Genomic DNA, 19,151 nt, shown 5'->3' with positions numbered 1-19,151 from the left:
CGGAGAGGGACATTGCATCCATGTTCACCCCGGAGAGGGCTTTGATATGAACATCTCCAGATTCTTTGTCGACCGGCCGGTCTTTGCCGGCGTTCTTTCGGTCCTCATCGTAGTTGCCGGCCTGATCGGCCTGCGGGCGCTGCCGATTTCCGAATATCCTGAAGTCGTGCCGCCATCGGTCGTCGTGCGCGCAACCTATCCCGGCGCCAATCCGAGCGTCATTGCCGAAACGGTGGCGACGCCGCTCGAAGAGCAGATCAACGGCGTCGAGGGCATGCTCTATATGTCCAGCCAGGCGACGTCGGACGGCGTGCTTAACGTCACCGTCACCTTCAAGCTCGGCACCGACCCCGACAAGGCGCAGCAGCTCGTCCAGAACCGCGTTTCACAGGCCGAGCCGCGCCTGCCGGCGGAAGTCCGTGCACTCGGCATCACGACGGTCAAGAGCTCGCCCGACTTCATCATGGTCGTCAACCTCGTCTCCGACGGCGACAGCCACGACATCACCTATCTCCGCAACTACGCGACCCTCAACATCAAGGACCGGCTTGCCCGTATCCCCGGTGTCGGTCAGGTGCAGGTCTTCGGCGCCGGCGATTATTCGATGCGCGTCTGGATCGATCCGCAGAAGGCGGCCGAGCATGATCTCGCCGCCAGCGACATCAGCAACGCCATCAGCTCGCAGAACGTCCAGGCGGCCGCCGGCATCATCGGCGCCTCGCCGAGCCAGCCGGGCGTCGACCTGCAGCTCAACGTGAATGCGCAGGGCCGCCTGCGCACGCCGGAAGAATTCGGCAGCATCATCGTCAAGACGGGCGCCAATGGCGAGATCACCCGTCTTCGCGACGTTGCCCGCATCGAACTTGGCGCCGCCGACTATACGCTGCGGTCGCTGCTCGACGGCAAGCCTGCCGTCGCCGTGGCCGTCCTTCAGGCGCCCGGTTCGAATGCGATCGAAATTGCCGACAATGTGCGCGCGACCATGGATCAGCTGCAGTTGGCGATGCCCGAGGGCGTCAAATACGAGATCGTCTACGATACGACGAAATTCGTGCGCTCTTCGATCGAGAAGGTTATCGACACGCTGCTCGAAGCCATCGCGCTCGTCGTCCTCGTCGTCATCCTGTTCCTGCAGACATGGCGCGCCTCGATCATCCCGCTGATCGCGGTTCCGGTCTCGATCATCGGCACTTTCGCGGTCATGTATGTCTTCGGCTTCTCGATCAACGCGCTCAGCCTTTTCGGGCTGGTGCTGGCGATCGGTATCGTGGTGGACGACGCGATCGTCGTGGTCGAAAACGTCGAACGCAACATCGAACACGGCCTGTCGCCAAGAGCCGCCACCTACAAGGCGATGAAGGAAGTGTCCGGTCCGATCATTGCGATCGCGTTGGTCCTCGTCGCGGTTTTCGTGCCGCTCGCCTTCATCTCCGGCCTGTCGGGGCAGTTCTACCGCCAGTTCGCTCTGACGATCGCGATCTCGACCGTCATCTCGGCCTTCAACTCGCTGACGCTGTCGCCGGCGCTGGCCGCCCTTCTGCTGAAGGGCCACCATGCGCCGAAGGACTGGTTGACGCGGTTCATGGATGCGATTTTCGGCTGGTTCTTCCGCGGCTTCAACCGCGTGTTCGGCGCCGGTTCGAATGCCTATGGCAAGGGAGTGGGCGGTCTGGTGTCGCGCAAGAGCATCGTCATGGTGGTCTACCTGGCGCTGGTCGGTGCGACCTACAGCATGTTCACCACGGTTCCGGGCGGCTTCGTGCCCTCCCAGGACAAGCAGTATCTGATCGGCTTCGCCCAGCTGCCGGATGCGGCAAGCCTCGACCGCACCGAGGATGTCATCAAGCGGATGACCGACATCGCCTTGAAGCAGCCGGGCGTCGCCAATGCGATCGCCTTCCCCGGCCTGTCGATCAACGGCTTCACCAACTCGTCGAATGCCGGCATCGTCTTCGTGACGCTGAAGGATTTCGAGGAGCGCAAGACGCCGGATCTCTCCGGCGGCGCCATCGCCATGGCGCTGAACCAGAAGTTCGGGGCGATCCAGGACGCCTTCATCGCCATGTTCCCGCCGCCGCCAGTCAACGGCCTCGGCACGACCGGCGGTTTCAAGCTGCAGATCGAGGATCGGGCGGGTCTCGGCAATCAGGCGCTCGACGAGGCGACCAAGGCGGTGCTTGCCAAGGCCTATCAGACGCCTGAGCTTGCCGGGCTGTTCTCGAGCTTCCAGATCAACGTGCCGCAGCTCTATGCCGATCTCGACCGCGCCAAGGCCGAGCAGCTCGGCGTTTCCGTCACCGACGTCTTCCAGACGCTGCAGATCTATCTCGGCTCGCTCTATGTGAACGACTTCAACGCCTTCGGCCGCACCTACAGCGTCCGAGTGCAGGCCGACGCGAAATTCCGCGCCCAGCCGGAAGATATCGGCCAGTTGAAGGTTCGTTCGGCATCGGGCGAGATGATCCCGCTATCGGCCCTCTTGAAGGTGGAGCCGAGCACGGGGCCGGAGCGGGCGAACCGCTACAACGGCTTCCTCGCCGCCGATATCAACGGCGGTCCGGCGCCGGGCTTCTCGTCTGGTCAGGCCCAGGCGGCCATCGAGAAAATCCTTCGCGAGACGCTGCCGTCCGGCATCGATTTCGAATGGACGGATCTGACCTATCAGCAGATCCTTGCCGGCAATTCAAGCGTGGTCGTCTTCCCGCTTGCCCTGCTGCTGGTCTTCCTGGTGCTGGCCGCCCAGTACGAGAGCCTGACCCTGCCGCTGGCGATCATCATGATCGTGCCGATGGGCGTGCTGGCGGCTCTGACAGGCGTCTGGCTCACCGGAGGAGATAATAACATCTTCACCCAGATCGGCCTTGTCGTCCTTGTCGGCCTATCGGCGAAGAACGCGATCCTGATCGTGGAATTTGCCCGCGAACTGGAGTTCGAGGGCAGGACGCCGCGGGAGGCGGCGGTCGAGGCCAGCCGCCTTCGCCTTCGCCCGATTCTCATGACCTCCATGGCCTTCATCATGGGCGTCGTGCCGCTGGTCGCCTCCACAGGCGCCGGCGCGGAAATGCGTGCGGCCATGGGTGTGGCGGTGTTCTCCGGCATGATCGGCGTCACCTTCTTCGGCATCTTCATGACGCCGGTGTTCTACGTGCTGCTGCGACGGCTGACGGGCAACCGTCCGCTCATCCAGCACAAGCCGGACGAACACAAGGAGGAAGAGGCGGAGGTCATCCGGCTCGCGGCGGAATAGACGGAATTCAACCTTCCTTTGTCGAGTAAATCGGGCGGGAACTTCGGTTCTCGCCCGTATCGTTTTTCAGACACCCGACGAAAATGCGTTACGTTCATCAAAACGGTTGCAACCGTGAACGAGGGGACTATCAAAGACGGGTGGCAGCTGGGAGGATCGGCGCGGGCCTGCTGTCCGGATAAGCAAAGCCGGCGCGCTTGCGGAAGTTGGTGAGGCGGACTGCAGCGCTCCGCTTCTCGACTTCGACGAGAAGAGTGGCCGATCGGGAGGATAATGATGACGGATCGCCAACCGAAGAAACGCCGCCTGCGTTCGCAGGATTGGTTCGACAATCCCGATCATATCGACATGGCGGCGCTCTATCTCGAGCGTTTCATGAATTACGGCATCACCCCGGAAGAGCTGCGCTCGGGCAAACCGATCATCGGGATTGCTCAGAGCGGCAGCGATCTGACGCCCTGCAACAGGGTGCATGTCGAACTCGCCAAGCGCGTGCGCGACGGCATTCGCGATGCAGGCGGCATCCCGATCGAATTTCCGACACATCCGATCTTCGAGAACTGCAAGCGCCCGACCGCCGCCCTCGACCGCAATCTCGCCTATCTCGGCCTCGTCGAAATCCTTTACGGCTATCCGCTCGACGGTGTCGTGTTGACAACCGGCTGCGACAAGACCACGCCTTCGGCAATCATGGCTGCTTCGACGGTCGATATTCCGGCCATCGTGCTCTCCGGCGGGCCGATGCTCGATGGCTGGCACGAGGGGGAGCTGGCCGGTTCCGGCACTGTCATCTGGCGGATGCGGCGGAAATATGCTGCAGGCGAGATCGATCGGGAGGAGTTTCTACAGGCAGCGCTCGATTCGGCTCCATCCGTCGGCCACTGCAATACGATGGGCACAGCCTCAACGATGAATGCCTTGGCGGAAGCACTCGGCCTATCGCTCACCGGCTGCGGCGCCATTCCGGCCGCCTATCGCGAGCGGGGGCAGATGGCCTACCGTACCGGACGGCGCGCCGTCGAGATCGTGTTCGAGGATCTGAAGCCATCGGATATCCTGACGCGAGCTGCCTTCCTCAATGCGATCCGCACCAATTCGGCAATCGGCGGCTCGACCAATGCGCAGCCGCATCTGGCTGCGATGGCCAAGCACGCCGGCGTCGAACTTTATCCCGATGACTGGCAGGTGCACGGCTTCGATATCCCGCTTTTGGCCAATGTCCAGCCCGCGGGCGCCTATCTCGGCGAGCGCTATCACCGCGCCGGCGGCACGCCGGCGATCATGTGGGAGCTGCTGCAGGCCGGAAAACTCGACGGCGACTGTCGAACGATAACGGGCAGGACGATGGCCGAAAACCTCGACGGGCGGCAGGCCAGCGACCGCGAGGTCATCCGGCCCTTCGACGAACCGCTGAAGGAGCGGGCGGGCTTCCTCGTTCTCAAGGGCAATCTCTTCGATTTTGCGATCATGAAGATGAGCGTCGTCTCGGAGGATTTCCGCCGGCGTTATCTTCTGGAGCCCGGGCGGGAAGGTGTCTTCGAGGGCAGGGCAGTGGTTTTCGACGGTTCCGAGGATTATCACACGCGCATCAACGACCCTGAACTCGGCATCGATGAGGATACCATCCTCGTCATCCGTGGAGCCGGACCGCTCGGCTGGCCGGGTTCGGCCGAGGTCGTCAACATGCAGCCGCCGGATCATCTGTTGAAGCGCGGCATCCGCAGCCTGCCGACGATCGGCGACGGCCGTCAGTCAGGCACCGCCGACAGCCCCTCGATCCTCAACGCATCACCGGAAAGTGCGGCCGGGGGCGGCCTCGCCTGGCTTCGCACCGGCGATATCATCCGCATCGACTTCAACCAGGGGCGCTGCGACATGCTCGTCAGCGGCGCCGAGATCGAGCGGCGCAAGGGTGACGGTATTCCGCCGGTGCCGGCGGATGCGACGCCGTGGCAGCAGATCTACCGCCGTTCGGTCACGCAACTGTCGGACGGCGCGGTTCTGGAAGGGGCTTCGGAGTTCCGCCAGATCGCAAAAAAACCGCCTCGGCACAACCATTGATCTGGCGCAGGGCAGCGATAGTGGTTGATTTCCGCTGAAATGCTTCCTCGTCCTCCGGGTTGAGTAAGCGAGAGATTTCGGCGCGACATTTATTCGCGCCGGCAGGAAGATTATTGGGCGCCAAGTAATTTTCTTGAGCTTGCAACGGCATTGTTTCATGGTAATGCGGAAACGAAGCTTACTGCATTGCATCGAAAACGTTTATACGCGTGGTCAGGACCATTGGCGCTGCTTCTCGATCATTCGCAGGTGCGCTCGGGGAGCGGTGATCTGACAATTGCTTTGCCGTTGGCGGGATGGACTTGCGGAACATTCAATCTGGGAAGGTCGCATGAATTCGGAATTTGCCGTTCGTTCGATGCGGCCCGGCGAATTGGAACTCGTGCTCGAATGGGCGCGTCAGGAGGGGTGGAATCCGGGTCTCGATGATTCGATTGCATTCCTCGAAGCCGATCCGTCGGGATTTTTCGTCGGCTCTATCGGTGAAGTCCCTGTCGGCTCGATCTCGGTCGTCAAATATGGCGACAGCTTCGCCTTTCTCGGGCTCTATATCGTCCACCCGGATTTCCGCGGCAAGGGTTACGGCAAGGCGATCTGGGAAGCGGGGATCGCCACGGCGGAAGGTCGGACGATCGGTCTCGACGGCGTTGCCGCGCAGCAGGGGAATTATCGCAAGGCCGGCTTCGAGCCCGCCTATTCCACCATTCGTTACGGCGGTGTTGCCTCCTCTTTGCCGGCCTCGACGCTTGTCGCGCAGCCGGTGCTGGATTCACGCCTGGAAGGGTTGCAACGGTATGATGCGGCGGTCTTTCCGCAGCCGCGGGATGCCTTCCTCGCCGCCTGGTGCACCAGCCGCAAGGGGCGGCGTACGGCCGTGGTCCGCAAAAGCCACAAGATCCGCGGTTACGGCACGATCCGCCGCTGTTACGAAGGCTACAAGATCGGCCCGCTTTTCGCCAACGATGCAGCCAGCGCCGCGGCGCTGCTTGCCGAATTGATCCCCGAAGCAAAGGGGGCTCAGATATTCATCGATATTCCCGCCGAAAACCGCGAGGCGATCGCGCTTGCCGAAAGCATAGGCCTTCAGGCGGTGTTCGAGACCATGCGGATGTATCGCGGGCCGGCGCCAGCCATCCCGTTGAAACACGTCTTCGGCGTGACGACGCTGGAGCTTGGTTAAGCCTAATCGGCGGGTGAGGCAGGCACGGTGGGAGCGGACGCTTTCGGCCGGCCCCTTTCGGCGATCGCGATGCCGCCCAGCGTCAGCATCAGCGCTACCATATGGAAGGACTGAAGCCTTTCTCCGATCAGTACGACGGAGAGCAGTGTTCCGAATACTGGCACGAGATTGATGAAGAGACCGGCGCGATTGGCGCCGATAGCCTCGACGCCCTTGATATAAAGGATCTGCGCCAGCAATGAGGGGAAGATCGCCGTATAGAAGGTGATGCTCCAGCCGGCCTGGTCAGGCCACTGCGCCGCGCCGCGGCCAATCTCCCAAAGAAGCAGCGGGAGCGAGGTCAACATGGCGGCGAGGGCGGGGAAGGCCATCAGCGTGCGCCAATCGACCGCCGGTTTCCAGCGCAGGAAGATGGTGTAGAGCGCATAGGCGGCAATGGCGATCAGCATCAGCCCGTCGCCGCGATTGAGCTGCAACTGCAGCAGCGTGGCCAGGTCGCCATGGGCGGCCGTCAGTGCCACGCCCAGCAGCGTCATGCCGAAGCCGAGACATTGCGCCAGCGAGATGCCGGTGCGGAAAAAGAAGAAGTTCAACAGGAAGATCAGCATCGGAATGCCGGCCTGCTCGATGGCGACGTTGATCGCCGTCGTATATTGCACCGCCGAGTAGAGCATGGCGTTGAAGAGTGTATAGCCGATGGCGCCGTAGCAAAGGAGCAGGGGCAGGTTTTTCCTCGCCACGGGCCAATCCTTCTTCAGTTGCGGCACGGATATCAAGGCGATGAGCGCGACGGCGAGGAACCAACGCAAAAAGGTCAGCATCATCGGGCTGATATGGCCGACGGCAAGTTTGCCGGCGACGGAGTTTCCACCCCAGCAGAGGGTGGCGATGACGAGGCAGATATAGGCTGTGGCTTGCAAGAGCGTTCTTCCTCGTCTTTTGCGATCGATAATCGGCTTTTTCCCAGGGGAAATAGACTGCCGGCTGCTGATTTGTCACGTAAAAAGCCCAATCGGCTGTGACAACAGGGTCGCTTTCCCAAAAACAAAGCTTTATAGATGCGCGGGTTTGAGCAGGTGTGCGGTTTTCCGCCGGTAACAGGAAGAGTTGGATGACGAACGTAGTCGTGGTCGGTTCGCAATGGGGTGACGAAGGCAAAGGCAAGATTGTCGATTGGCTTTCGGAACGCGCGGATATTGTCGTGCGCTTTCAGGGCGGACATAATGCCGGCCATACGCTCGTCATCGACGGCACGAGCTACAAGCTCTCGCTGCTGCCCTCCGGCGTCGTGCGCCCCGGCAAGATGGCGGTGATCGGCAACGGCGTCGTCGTCGATCCGCACGCGCTGATCGCCGAGATCGAAAAACTGTCCGCCCAGGGCGTGACGATCAGCCCCGATAATCTGCGGATCGCCGACAATGCGACGCTCATCCTTTCACTGCACCGTGAGCTCGACGCGATGCGCGAGGATGCAGCCTCCAACAGCGGCACCAAGATCGGCACGACGCGCCGCGGCATCGGCCCGGCCTATGAAGACAAAGTCGGCCGCCGCGCCATCCGGGTCATGGATCTTGCCGATCTCGACAGCCTTTCCGGCAAGGTCGACCGTATTCTGACGCATCATAACGCGCTTCGCCGCGGCCTCGGCGTCGCCGAGGTCAGCCACCAGGCGATCATGGACGAGCTCACCTCGATCGCCGATCGGGTGCTGCCGTACCGTGACACGGTCTGGCTTTTGCTTGACAAGGAGCGCCGCAAGGGCGCCCGTATCCTGTTCGAAGGCGCGCAGGGCAGCCTGCTCGACATCGACCACGGCACCTATCCTTTCGTGACCTCCTCCAACACCGTGGCCGGCCAGGCGGCGGCCGGTTCCGGCATGGGACCAGGCTCGCTCGGCTATATCCTCGGCATCACCAAGGCCTATACGACGCGCGTCGGCGAAGGCCCGTTCCCGACGGAGCTGACCGACGAAATCGGCCAGTTCCTGGGTGAGAAGGGGCATGAGTTCGGTACCGTGACGGGGCGCAAGCGCCGCTGCGGCTGGTTCGACGCAGCACTGGTGCGCCAGTCGGTTGCCACCAACGGCATCACCGGCATCGCGCTCACCAAGCTCGATGTGCTCGACGGTCTCGAGGAATTGAAGATCTGCGTCGGTTATATGCTCGACGGCGAACAGATTGATCATCTTCCCGCAAGCCAGGGAGCGCAAGCTAGGGTCGAACCGATTTATGTCACGCTCGAGGGATGGAAGGAATCGACCGTCGGCGCCCGCAGTTGGGCGGATCTTCCGGCGCAGGCGATCAAGTATGTCCGACAGGTCGAAGAATTGATCGGGGCGCCGGTCGCGCTCCTTTCCACCAGTCCGGAGCGGGACGACACGATACTTGTGACCGATCCGTTTGAGGATTAAGGTCACGGCCCACTGTGGAGGACAGTTCGGCAGAAGGCCGGATTTCTTGAGAAAGTAAGAATGGCGGATTTTATTGCAGTTATTCGGCGGGCTGTCGACGGTCTGGCTGAAAATACCCCCGAGATGCGGGTGAAAGTCTACGAACGTGCTCGCGGCGCAGTGCAGCGGCAGCTCGAGAACATGAAGCCGCGTCCGCCGGAAGCCATGCTGCAACGCCAGCTCGAAAAGCTCGAGGCCGCCATTCGCGAAGTGGAGGCTGAACACTCCGAAGCGTTGCCCCTCGAGGCGGCGGCTGGCGCCGGTGCTGAGCCGGAAACCTTGGAAGAACAAGCGGTTCCTGGCGAAAGCACGTCGCCGCCTGCGCCCCAGACGGCTGTCGACGAGCCGGCCGGTGAAGCCGATGCGGGCTTGCCGACGGCTGACGCCGTCCACGAGCCCGATCACCTAGAAGCCGACGCAGGGCAGGAAACTGAGGAAGAGGTCGCGGCCGAGGAGCCCCTTTCCGCGGAACCTGAGCCCGAACACACGCCTGTTTCCGCTGAGACAGCTGCACCCGCCGAGACCTATTGGCATCCCTCACACGAGGAGGAGGCGCCGGCCGAGGAATGGCATGCCGGCGAGGCGCGTGACGTCGCCGCCGAAGAAATGCAGCCGGAACATCACGGCTTCGAAACGCCGCCTGCCGGTCATTCCTACGAGGAAGCCGACGAGCATCGTGCCGATGAGCAGCATTCCGTGGCGGCCGAGGAGATCCCGGCCGAACCGGCGATGGCGGAAAGCCATGAGCCGAAGGCCGAGGCGGCTTACGAGCCCATCGAGTCGTTTCAGCCGATCACACGCGGCATGGAGCATGCATCCAACCGGCTCTTGGAGCCGGTCGCCGATTTCGATCGTGCGCAGGAATTCGTCGAACATAGCCGCGAGGAGCCGCTGCAGGCCGATGCTGCGGGACATTTCGATCCTGTCTGGGCCGAGCCTGCCGTCGAGACGCCGGCTCCGGCGCCCAAGGATGCCGAGACCGAATGGGCCGAAGAGGAGCTCCGGCAATATTCGGAAACGGCGCCAGTTACCGCCGACGCTTCGGCGCGTGCCTTCGAAGACGTGATATCGAGTCTCGAGAAAATGACGCCCGCCGCTGTCATGCCGGTCGCCAAGGAAGCTTTTTCCTGGGAGAAGGCTGCCTTCGACGACCTGCCGCCGATCGAGGCGGGCACCGACAAGAAAACGCCGGTTTCCTCGCATTTCGACGACGTTGATATCTTTGCGGAGGTGCACGACGGCAAGCCTACACCCCCCGCCGGCGCGCCGAGCGAGGGGTGGCGCGAAGCGAAGGCCCTGCGTGGCTATGACCGCCGCGGTCCGATCGCCACTGACGATGACGACGGCAATCCGGCGATGGATATCGATCAGATCGTCGCCTCGAAGCTGCAGGGCAAGAATTTCCGCATGGAACCGAAGCGCCGCCGCTTCGGCATCGGCACGATAATCACTCTCCTCTTCGCACTTATCCTGATCGGTGGCGGCGCCTATGCCGGCTGGATGAACAGAGAAGCGCTGGTGGCGATGGTCGATGGGCTTGTCAGCTCGGCGCCATCGCAAGCTACGAGGAACGAGGCGGCAATGACGCCGGCGGGGTCCGAGACGCCGGCCCAGACCACGCCGACGCCAGCCCAGCCAGCTGCGCCGGAAGCGCAGAATACGCCGCCGGCACCGGCACAGCCGAACCAGCAAGTGGCGTCATTGAACAATGACGGCGCGGCGGCCAATTCCAAATTTACGCAACGACTGCTTTCCGACGGAACTGAAGTCGATAGCGGCCCGGCGACTGTGCCGGGAACGCCGACGGCCGAAGGAAAATCGGTGGCCGAGCAGAACGTCGCGGCAGCGGATACGCCGGCGGCCAGTGCGCAAGGCGATGCGGCCCCGCCCGAAACGCTGACGCCGAACGGTCCTGCGGCATCGCCGCAGCAGGCTGCTCCGGTTGGTTCGTCGGAAAAAATGTTCCTCTATGAGGAGCGTATCGGCCAGAGCTCGCCGACGGCGATCGAGGGAACTGTTGTCTGGAGCGTCCAGCACGAGGCCGGCCAGAACGGCCGGCAGGAAGCGACGATACAGGGCAATGTCACCGTTCCCGAGCGCAACCTCTCGGCTCTCGTCACCTTCAAGCGCAATTCCGATCCATCGCTGCCGGCGAGCCATCTCGTCGAGATCGTCTTTTCGGTGCCGCCCAACTTTGAAGGCGGCAGCATCGAAAGTGTCCAACGCATCTCGATGAAGCGCACCGAGCAGGATCGCGGCGACGCGCTGATCGCGGTTCCGGCCAAGATTACCGATGATTTTCACATGATCGCGCTCAACGACTACCCCGATGCGCGCAAGGCAAATCTCGATCTGCTGTCGACCCGCAACTGGATCGATATTCCGATCACCTACCGCAACGGCCGCCGCGCGCTGCTGACGATGGAGAAGGGTGGCACGGGAACGAATGCCTTCAATACAGCCATCAAGGAGTGGACTGCACTCGGGGATGTCTCGACGAGCCAGTGATGGCGGATGTTTCGTTTTTCTTGAGACATTTGTTGTCGGGCGAACTTAACCGCTTGCTCCCTCTTCTCCCCGCTGGGGAGAAGAGATTCGTTGTAACGTCCTGCCTTGCTAAGACATCCGCGGACAGGTTGGATGATGGCAAAAACGCCACCTCCCGCATCCGGAAGGTGGCGTTTCCAACTGTACGTTCAATTCCATCAGGCCGTGGCTTCGACGACGCGGATGGCCTTGGCGCGTTCCAAGGCCTCTTTGCGAACAGCATCCTGCACCTTTTCAAAGGCGCGGACTTCGATCTGGCGGACGCGTTCGCGGCTGATGTCGAACTCGGCTGAGAGATCTTCCAGCGTCACCGGGTCCTCGGCAAGGCGGCGGGCCTCGAAGATGCGGCGCTCGCGTTCATTCAGAACACTCATCGCTTTCGCCAGCATGCGCCGGCGGGTTTCGAGCTCATCCTGTTCGATCAGCACGTCTTCCTGGTTCTCGTGGTCGTCCACAAGCCAATCCTGCCATTGACCGCTGTCGCCTTCGGCCGCCTTGATCGGCGCGTTCAGCGAGGCATCGCCGGAGAGACGGCGGTTCATCGAGATGACCTCCTCCTCCGAGACGTTCAGCTTGGTGGCGATTTCCGAGACGTGCTCCGGCTTCAGGTCGCCGTCGTCGATCGCCTGGATGCGGCCCTTCAGCCGGCGCAGGTTGAAGAACAGGCGCTTCTGGTTGGCGGTCGTGCCCATCTTCACCAGCGACCACGACCGCAGGATATATTCCTGGATCGAGGCCTTGATCCACCACATGGCATAGGTGGCGAGGCGGAAGCCGCGTTCGGGATCGAATTTCTTGACGGCCTGCATCAGACCGACATTGCCTTCAGAGACGACTTCGCCGATGGGCAGGCCGTAGCCGCGATAACCCATCGCGATCTTCGCGACGAGGCGAAGATGGCTGGTGACGAGCTTATGGGCAGCGTCGCGGTCGCCATGCTCGGCATAACGCTTGGCCAGCATATATTCCTGCTGCGGCTCCAGCATCGGGAATTTGCGGATTTCGTCGAGATAACGGTTGAGACCGGCTTCGCCGGCGGTAATGGACGGCAAGGTATTTCGGGCCATAGTGCACCCTCCTAAAGTGAATTCCGGCTCCCGATGGAAACGCGCCCCCGCGTTAAAAGGCGAACCGGGACGTGCGGCTTTTGTTCCAAGCCCGCACTAAGTCTATATACAGATAAGTATGGCGAAACGGCGGTTCAAGGTGCCGCTCACGCAGGTGTGAGGCGGCGAGCGCGGTGTCCCGAAGCCGTCTTTATTGCCGCAATGCCTCGACCAGTTTCACCATGTCGGCCGGCAGCGGTACTTCGAAATTCATGAGTTCGCCGGTGCGGGGATGCTCGAATTGCAGCATGAAGGCATGCAGTGCCTGACGGCCGAAACCATTGACGACCTTGCGGATATCTTCGGGCAGAAGATTGGCCTTGGTCCTGAAGCCGGCGCCATAAACGGTGTCGCCAACGAGCGGATGACCGATATGGGCCATGTGCACGCGGATCTGATGGGTGCGGCCGGTTTCCAAGTGGCACTCGACCAGCGAGGCGAGCGCGGTCGCGTCAGGGTTCTCCTGGAAGCGCTCGATCACTTCGTAGTGGGTGATTGCCGCATCGGCATCCTGGCTGTCGGGGCGCTTGACGGCCCGGCGGGTGCGGTCACCGGTGGCGCGGCCGAGAGGGGCATCGATTGTTCCCGACAGAGTGCGGGGACGGCCCCAGACGATTGCCCGGTAGGCCCGCTCCAGCGGCATGGTGCGGCCGTGGTCGGCAAATTGAAGCGAGAGGTGGCGATGGGCGACGTCGTTCTTGGCGACGACCATGACTCCTGTCGTATCCTTGTCGAGACGATGGACAATGCCGGGACGGCGCACGCCGCCGATGCCGGAAAGCGTATCGCCGCAATGATGGATCAGCGCGTTGACCAACGTTCCTGTCCAGTTGCCGGAGCCGGGATGGACGACCAGACCCGCCGGTTTCGATATGACGATAAGGTCATCGTCCTCATAAAGGATGTCGAGCGGGATATCTTCGCCCTTTGGGGTCGGGTCTTCAGGCTCGGGCAGGGTGATTTCGAAGCTGTCGCCGACGCGCACCTTGCGCTGCGGATCGGTAACATGCTCGCCTCGCAAAGAAACCCGCCCCTCCTTGATCAGCGCCTTGATGCGGCTCCGGGAAAAATCCTCACCGACCTGCGCCGTCAGCCAGGCGTCGAGCCGGCCTTCGGCGGTTTCATCGGCGGTGAGGACTTTTCTAATGCCGCCTGCTTGTTTAAAGGGGTCGCTCAAGACGCTTCTTCTCCGACGTATTTTAGAACGGAACGCACAGATGACAGCAATCGAGCCAGACGACCAGGAAGAGAAGCCCCTTGATCCGGCGATGGAAAGTGTCCGGCGCAAGATGGTCCGCCTGCAGATTGTTTCCGGCGCCATCATGTTCGTCAGCCTTATGGCGGTCTTCGGCGCTGTTGTCTACAAGACGATGCGCGAGCCCAAGGAGACCGCGTCCACTGCCGCAGCCTCCGGTGTGCCCTCGGATGCACCGCTTGCGGCGACCCTTTCCCTGCCGCTCGGGTTCAAGGTGCAGTCCACCTCGTTTTCGGCGGGACAGATCCTGTTCTATGGGGAAACGGTTGAAGGCACGAGGAAGGCGCTGGTATTCGATCTGAGGACCGGCCGCACGGTCGCCGACGTCACCGTCGCGGGGAATTGAGGCGGGATGGCCGCCCCGATCGTCATCGACAGTGCCAACGATCCCCGCATCGCTGAGTTTCGCGCTATAAGAGAGCGTGACCTGACGGGCCGGGAAAATCGCTTTATCGCCGAAGGCACTGTCGTGCTGCGCATGCTCGCCGAGGCGCATGCGGCACGTCGCGGCTTCTCGGCCGAGAAAATCCTGCTGCTGCGCAATCGCGTCGACGGCGTGCAATCCATCCTGGAACGGTTTCCGGCTAGTGTGCCGGTTTATGTCGCCGAGGCTGAAGTGCTCGATGGTGTCGTCGGCTTTCATCTGCATCGCGGCATTCTCGCCCTCGGCAAGCGAGAGGACCGCGGCGAGGCAGCACTTCTCGACGCATTGCCGGAACGGGCGCTGGTGTTGGTCGGCTGCGGCATTTCCAACCACGATAACGTCGGCTCGATGTTTCGCAATGCTGCCGCCTTCCGGGCGGATGCCGTGCTGCTCGACGAAACCTGCTGCGATCCGCTCTATCGCAAGGCATTGCGTGTATCGGTCGGCTCGGTGCTGAGCGTTCCGCACCGGCGCGGCGGCAAGGCGCTGGACCTGCTTCTGGCGCTTGCCCAACGGGGCTTTACCATCTGGACGCTTTCGCCGCACGGGAAGACCGACATCCGCGCCATTCCGGCTGCGGCACGCATGGCGCTCGTCATCGGCACGGAGGGGGAGGGCTTGCCGGAGGCATTGCTGGCGCGCTTTCAGAGCGCCCGCATCCCGCAATCGGACGAGCTCGACAGTCTCAACGCGGCGACTGCGACGGGGATCGCATTGTTTTCCATGGCCTCGACCATGGGGCGGATATGAGCTTTAACGCCCCGGATTGGCGATGATGGCGGCCGCCCTGTCGGCAAGGCTGACGCGATCGCTCGGGTTCTTGTTGCCGGCGTCCGGCAGCAGCGCGTGGATCGGTGAGGAAGGGCCTTCGTTGAGTGCGGTCAGCGCCACCATATTGGCGGCGATCGCGGCAATCTCTTCGCGGATCGCGCCATCGCGTCCAGTGACGGACTTTGCCTTCTGCAGGCGTTCGGCAAGGGCGGCGCTGCGCTTGCGGACATCCTCGCCTATCTCAGCCGTCACAGCGGCGGTGTCGAGCATGGATGCGGCCGTGTCTTCGGCCGTCAGTTCCGCCGGAAGTTCCGCCGCTATCTTGGTCAGGCCAGCGTCGCGCAGCACGCGGTTGATCTTGCGGATCTCGGCGTTGGCGGCTTTCAACTGCTCCTTCAACTTGGCGATCTCCTGCTGACGGCGAGCGAGCTGCGTTTCCTTCTCGGCGGCGGAAGCGCTTTCGCGCGCAGCCTTGTCCTCCAGGCGGATCACCATATGCTGCTGCTGCGTCAGTTTCTGTTCGGCATCCCTAGCCCGCTTCTGCAGCAGGTTGACGTCCTGGCGCAATGTGTCGCGTTCGTCGCGCAGTGCGTTGGCGCGGAATTTCAGGCTTTCCGCTTCGGTCTCACGCGCGGCGAGATCGATTCTCAACCCGTCGGCCTGCTCGCTGAGTTTGCTCAGCCGCGTCCGCATTGCCGTCAGTTCGCTCTCCTTGTTGGCGGCGGATTGTTCGGCAATATGCAGATTGGTCTTCAACTGGCTGATATAATTCTCATCTTTGCGCAGGTGCGAGCGCTGCTCGGCCGCCTCGACATGCATCTCGCCGATCTGGGCCTGCAATTCGCCGATCTCGGCGGCGAGCCTGCCGGCATCGACGGCGAGCGCATCGTGGCGCAACTGGAGCGACAGAGATTTCTCGCGCTCACGCAAAAGGTCCTGGGTGGTGCGGGCATTTTCGGCGGCATGAAGCGCGCGCACCATATCCTTCTGGGCGCGAACCTCCTGCGGGCTCAGCGGCATCGTCGCCTTGAGACGGTTTTCGGTATACCAGACAATGCGGCGATGAACGGCCGGCGAGACCAGAAAGACGAGGAAGGCCGCGGTCAGGAAGCCCAATCCGAACAAGAGAGCGTATTCGATCACGGCGCGGCCATCGATTCGACAGTTGATGCGGGGTCAGCCGCGATGATTAAGCAGGCATGGCGCGCATGGCAAGGCCGCCGATGCCGGCGGCCGCCGATTCCTGCCGCTTTAAGGCCTCAGAAGGGGTTCCAGGTCGGCGCCTGGGTGATCTTGAGATAGCCGACATTGACCCCGAGGCGGGCGCCGACGCCGGTGCGGATCGGCACAACCAGCACGTCGTTGTTTTTCAGCACCGTCATGCCGAAGCCGGCGATCACATAGGCCGAGCCGCTGACGCCGCCGAAGCGGGCATAGATGCCGTCGATGGAGGGCAGGTCGTAGACCAGCATCATGACGCGCGAACCCTGGCCGCCGTAATCGATGCCGAGAGACGGGCCCTGCCAGTAGAGCGGATGCTCGCCGGCGTTCTTGGTGTTGAGTTGGCCTTCGCCGTAGGTGAGACCGGCGATGAAGGCGCCGCCGCCTTCCTGCCCGAGAATATAACCGTTCGGCAGACCATATTTCTGGAAGGCGCTCTCGACCACCTTGGCAAGGCCGCCGCTGGCAGAGCCGAAGAAGGAGTGGCCGGCATCGATGATCTCCTGCATCGTATACTGACCGTTGTTCTGGGCGGCGGCCGGCCCGGCAATCATCAGCGAGGAGAAGACGAGGGCCGAAAGCAACCTGCAGAAGCCAATGAATCGGTGCGGAAATCGAAGGCGCATGATGTCATCCGTTCGTCGTTTGGCTGGAGCGGGCACCCGCTCGCGTCGATTGCTGCATTTTGCGCCGATGATCTTAACAATCGGTTTACCAAATATGGTGTCATTATGGCACTGAATACGATCGCAAACTTCGCGCAATTTTGATGAAGCATATTGCGGGCGCGATGAGATTGCCGCCCTTCAGGAGACGATGATGTCCAAGAACCCGAACCTCACCCTGTCCGGCCCGGATCTGGCCGCGCTTCTCTGCAGCCGCGTTTGCCACGATGTCATCTCGCCCGTCGGCGCGATCAACAACGGTCTGGAACTTCTGGATGAAGGCGGTGCTGATTCCGACGCAATGGATCTGATCCGCACCAGTGCGCTCAACGCGTCCGTCCGTCTGAAATTCGCGCGCCTCGCCTTCGGCGCATCGGGTTCAGTCGGCGCCTCGATCGATACCGGCGAGGCCGAGCGGGCCGCCAAGGATTTTGCGATCGCCGAAAAGAAGACCGAGGTGATCTGGAACGGACCGCGCGCCATCGTGGCCAAGAACCGCGTCAAGCTGCTGCTCAACCTCTTCCTCGTCGCCTATTCGGCGATTCCGCGCGGCGGCGTGCTCGAGGTAACGCTTGAAAATCCCGAATTCGACGCCAAGTTCACGCTCACGGCGAAAGGCAAGCTGATGCGTCTGCCGCCGAAATTCGTCGAGATATCGACGGGCACGATCGAGGAAGCGATCGACGCCCATTCGATCCAGCCGTACTACGCCGTGCTTCTGGCCGAGGAGTGCGGAATGACGCTCGACCACAGCGCAAGCCCGGACGAACTGGTGTTCACGGCGACGGTTGCTGCGGTCTGATTTTCGGCGTGCAGCAGCATGCTCTCGCCCGTCTGGTAACGATTCCTTAGCCTGATGGACCTATTCTCTTAGGTTGTGGAAGACCCCTCGTTGCGACGAATGCGGGGAAAGGAGTAGTCATGCAAAGGTTCATGATCACCGATAATTCGGACATTGTCCGTAAGGTCGGCAAGCGCATTCTCTCCGAACTCGACTTTCTCGTCAGCGAGGCCTCCAATGCCGCCGAGGCGCTGCAGCACTGCCAGACAGAGTTGCCGGAATACCTGATCGTCGATTCCGGCATGGAAGGGGCGCTCGACCTCATCGCGGCCATCCGCGCCATGGACGGCGGCAAAGAGGTCAAGATCTATTACTGCGTCATCGAGGCGGATCTGAAGAAGCTGATGGCGGGTAAACGAGCCGGCGCCACCGATTTCCTGCTGAAGCCGTTCGATCGTAAGATCCTAACCGCCGTTTTCGGAAACCGCGCGATTGCTGCCTGACAGCAGCTTTCTTCCGGGCCGCATCGGCCGTCCCTGAGCATAGTGCCGAAAGCGCCGCCGGGCTCAGGCTGACGCTGCGCTTTTCCCTGACCGGGATATCAACCTGTTCGGCCAGATCAGCCGGGATCCCTTTAACGGCGGCAGCGCCGGCAGTACAAACGAAAAATCCCGCCGAAAGGGCGGGATTTCGTCATCCGATAAGGGGGATCGGAAGATCAAGCGGTTTCCGCATATTCGGTGCCATCCGGCTCGCGAAGAACGTAACCACGGCCCCAGACGGTTTCGATGTAGTTGGCGCCGCCGGCGGCGTTGGCCAGCTTCTTGCGCAGCTTGCAGATGAAGACGTCGATGATCTTCAGTTCCGGCTCGTCCATGCCGCCGTAAAGGTGGTTCAGGAACATTTCCTTGGTGAGGGTGGTGCCCTTGCGGAGCGAAAGCAGCTCCAGCATCTGGTATTCCTTGCCCGTCAGGTGGACGCGCTGGCCGCCGACTTCGACGGTCTTGGCGTCGAGATTGACGATCAACTCGCCGGTCATGATGACTGACTGGGCGTGGCCCTTGGAGCGGCGAACGATAGCGTGAATGCGGGCGACCAGTTCATCCTTGTGGAACGGCTTGGTCATGTAGTCGTCGGCGCCGAAGCCGAGGCCGCGAACCTTGTCCTCGATGCCTGCCATGCCCGACAGAATGAGGATCGGTGTCTTGACCTTGGACAGCCGGAGAGTGCGGAGCACTTCATATCCGGACATGTCGGGCAGGTTCAGATCGAGAAGGATGATATCGTAATCATACAGCTTGCCCAGATCGACGCCTTCTTCACCGAGATCGGTGGTGTAAACATTAAAACTCTCTGATTTGAGCATCAATTCGATGCTCTGCGCCGTAGCGCTGTCATCTTCGATGAGAAGTACCCGCATAATTATCCCCTTTACCGCCGCCGA

General features: G+C 62.0%; 15 protein-coding genes. 9 read left to right on the top strand and 6 right to left on the bottom strand.

Annotated features, from left to right (window positions below):
- The first annotated feature begins 46 nt into the window (after positions 1 to 46).
- From AMK02_RS16875 to AMK02_RS16865, 3 genes are all read left to right on the top strand, one after another.
- Positions 47 to 3,247, top strand: coding sequence for an efflux RND transporter permease subunit (locus AMK02_RS16875; protein ID WP_064804568.1), 3,201 nt, complete (start codon positions 47 to 49; stop codon positions 3,245 to 3,247).
- 276 nt (positions 3,248 to 3,523) lie between these two features.
- The gene (locus AMK02_RS16870; protein WP_064804566.1) at positions 3,524 to 5,308 is read left to right on the top strand and encodes an IlvD/Edd family dehydratase; all 1,785 of its coding nucleotides are present in this window, start codon (positions 3,524 to 3,526) and stop codon (positions 5,306 to 5,308) included.
- Positions 5,309 to 5,639: 331 nt separating this feature from the next.
- Positions 5,640 to 6,488, top strand: a complete 849-nt coding sequence (locus AMK02_RS16865; protein ID WP_064804565.1) for a GNAT family N-acetyltransferase — start codon at positions 5,640 to 5,642, stop codon at positions 6,486 to 6,488.
- A gap of 2 nt (positions 6,489 to 6,490) precedes the next feature.
- Here AMK02_RS16865 and AMK02_RS16860 read toward each other — a convergent pair whose 3' ends face one another.
- Positions 6,491 to 7,408 carry a DMT family transporter gene (locus tag AMK02_RS16860; protein WP_064804563.1) on the bottom strand — a complete coding sequence of 306 codons (918 nt, stop codon included), beginning with the start codon at positions 7,406 to 7,408 and terminating at the stop codon, positions 6,491 to 6,493.
- 191 nt (positions 7,409 to 7,599) lie between these two features.
- Between AMK02_RS16860 and AMK02_RS16855 the strand changes: the two genes are divergently transcribed.
- Positions 7,600 to 8,898: an adenylosuccinate synthase gene (locus AMK02_RS16855; RefSeq protein WP_020922114.1), complete on the top strand. Its 1,299-nt coding sequence runs from the start codon at positions 7,600 to 7,602 to the stop codon at positions 8,896 to 8,898.
- 60 nt (positions 8,899 to 8,958) lie between these two features.
- Positions 8,959 to 11,445, top strand: a complete 2,487-nt coding sequence (locus AMK02_RS16850; protein WP_064804562.1) for a hypothetical protein — start codon at positions 8,959 to 8,961, stop codon at positions 11,443 to 11,445.
- Between the two features lie 197 nt (positions 11,446 to 11,642).
- On the opposite strand, the gene rpoH is transcribed toward AMK02_RS16850, so the two are convergent.
- Both rpoH and AMK02_RS16840 read right to left on the bottom strand, forming a co-directional pair.
- Positions 11,643 to 12,551: an RNA polymerase sigma factor RpoH gene (rpoH, locus tag AMK02_RS16845; protein ID WP_064804560.1), complete on the bottom strand. Its 909-nt coding sequence runs from the start codon at positions 12,549 to 12,551 to the stop codon at positions 11,643 to 11,645.
- Positions 12,552 to 12,741: 190 nt separating this feature from the next.
- On the bottom strand, positions 12,742 to 13,767 hold the full coding sequence (locus tag AMK02_RS16840) for an RluA family pseudouridine synthase (protein ID WP_064804558.1): 1,026 nt from the start codon (positions 13,765 to 13,767) through the stop codon (positions 12,742 to 12,744).
- Between the two features lie 40 nt (positions 13,768 to 13,807).
- Between AMK02_RS16840 and AMK02_RS16835 the strand changes: the two genes are divergently transcribed.
- Together AMK02_RS16835 and AMK02_RS16830 are read left to right on the top strand one after the other, a co-directional pair.
- Entirely contained in the window at positions 13,808 to 14,191 is a 384-nt protein-coding gene (locus tag AMK02_RS16835) for a hypothetical protein (RefSeq protein ID WP_064804557.1), read from the top strand.
- 6 nt (positions 14,192 to 14,197) lie between these two features.
- Positions 14,198 to 15,019, top strand: coding sequence for a TrmH family RNA methyltransferase (locus AMK02_RS16830; protein ID WP_064804555.1), 822 nt, complete (start codon positions 14,198 to 14,200; stop codon positions 15,017 to 15,019).
- Positions 15,020 to 15,022: 3 nt separating this feature from the next.
- Here AMK02_RS16830 and AMK02_RS16825 read toward each other — a convergent pair whose 3' ends face one another.
- Both AMK02_RS16825 and AMK02_RS16820 read right to left on the bottom strand, forming a co-directional pair.
- Positions 15,023 to 16,183 carry a hypothetical protein gene (locus AMK02_RS16825; RefSeq protein ID WP_064804554.1) on the bottom strand — a complete coding sequence of 387 codons (1,161 nt, stop codon included), beginning with the start codon at positions 16,181 to 16,183 and terminating at the stop codon, positions 15,023 to 15,025.
- Between the two features lie 116 nt (positions 16,184 to 16,299).
- Positions 16,300 to 16,887: a DUF1134 domain-containing protein gene (locus AMK02_RS16820; protein WP_064804552.1), complete on the bottom strand. Its 588-nt coding sequence runs from the start codon at positions 16,885 to 16,887 to the stop codon at positions 16,300 to 16,302.
- 193 nt (positions 16,888 to 17,080) lie between these two features.
- On the opposite strand from AMK02_RS16820, the gene chpT reads away from it, so the two are divergent.
- Both chpT and AMK02_RS16810 read left to right on the top strand, forming a co-directional pair.
- Positions 17,081 to 17,728, top strand: coding sequence for a histidine phosphotransferase ChpT (chpT, locus tag AMK02_RS16815; protein ID WP_011426568.1), 648 nt, complete (start codon positions 17,081 to 17,083; stop codon positions 17,726 to 17,728).
- Between the two features lie 119 nt (positions 17,729 to 17,847).
- The gene (locus tag AMK02_RS16810; protein WP_064804550.1) at positions 17,848 to 18,210 is read left to right on the top strand and encodes a response regulator; all 363 of its coding nucleotides are present in this window, start codon (positions 17,848 to 17,850) and stop codon (positions 18,208 to 18,210) included.
- Positions 18,211 to 18,425: 215 nt separating this feature from the next.
- Here the strand turns inward: AMK02_RS16810 and ctrA are convergent, their stop codons facing one another.
- Positions 18,426 to 19,127, bottom strand: a complete 702-nt coding sequence (gene ctrA, locus AMK02_RS16805) for a response regulator transcription factor CtrA (RefSeq protein ID WP_007533606.1) — start codon at positions 19,125 to 19,127, stop codon at positions 18,426 to 18,428.
- Positions 19,128 to 19,151: the final 24 nt, after the last annotated feature.

This window comes from Rhizobium sp. N731, assembly GCF_001664145.1.
GTDB classification, from domain to species: domain Bacteria; phylum Pseudomonadota; class Alphaproteobacteria; order Rhizobiales; family Rhizobiaceae; genus Rhizobium; species Rhizobium esperanzae.
The sequence above is the reverse complement of the archived record's forward strand: the minus strand, read 5'-3'. Positions and strand labels throughout refer to the sequence as shown.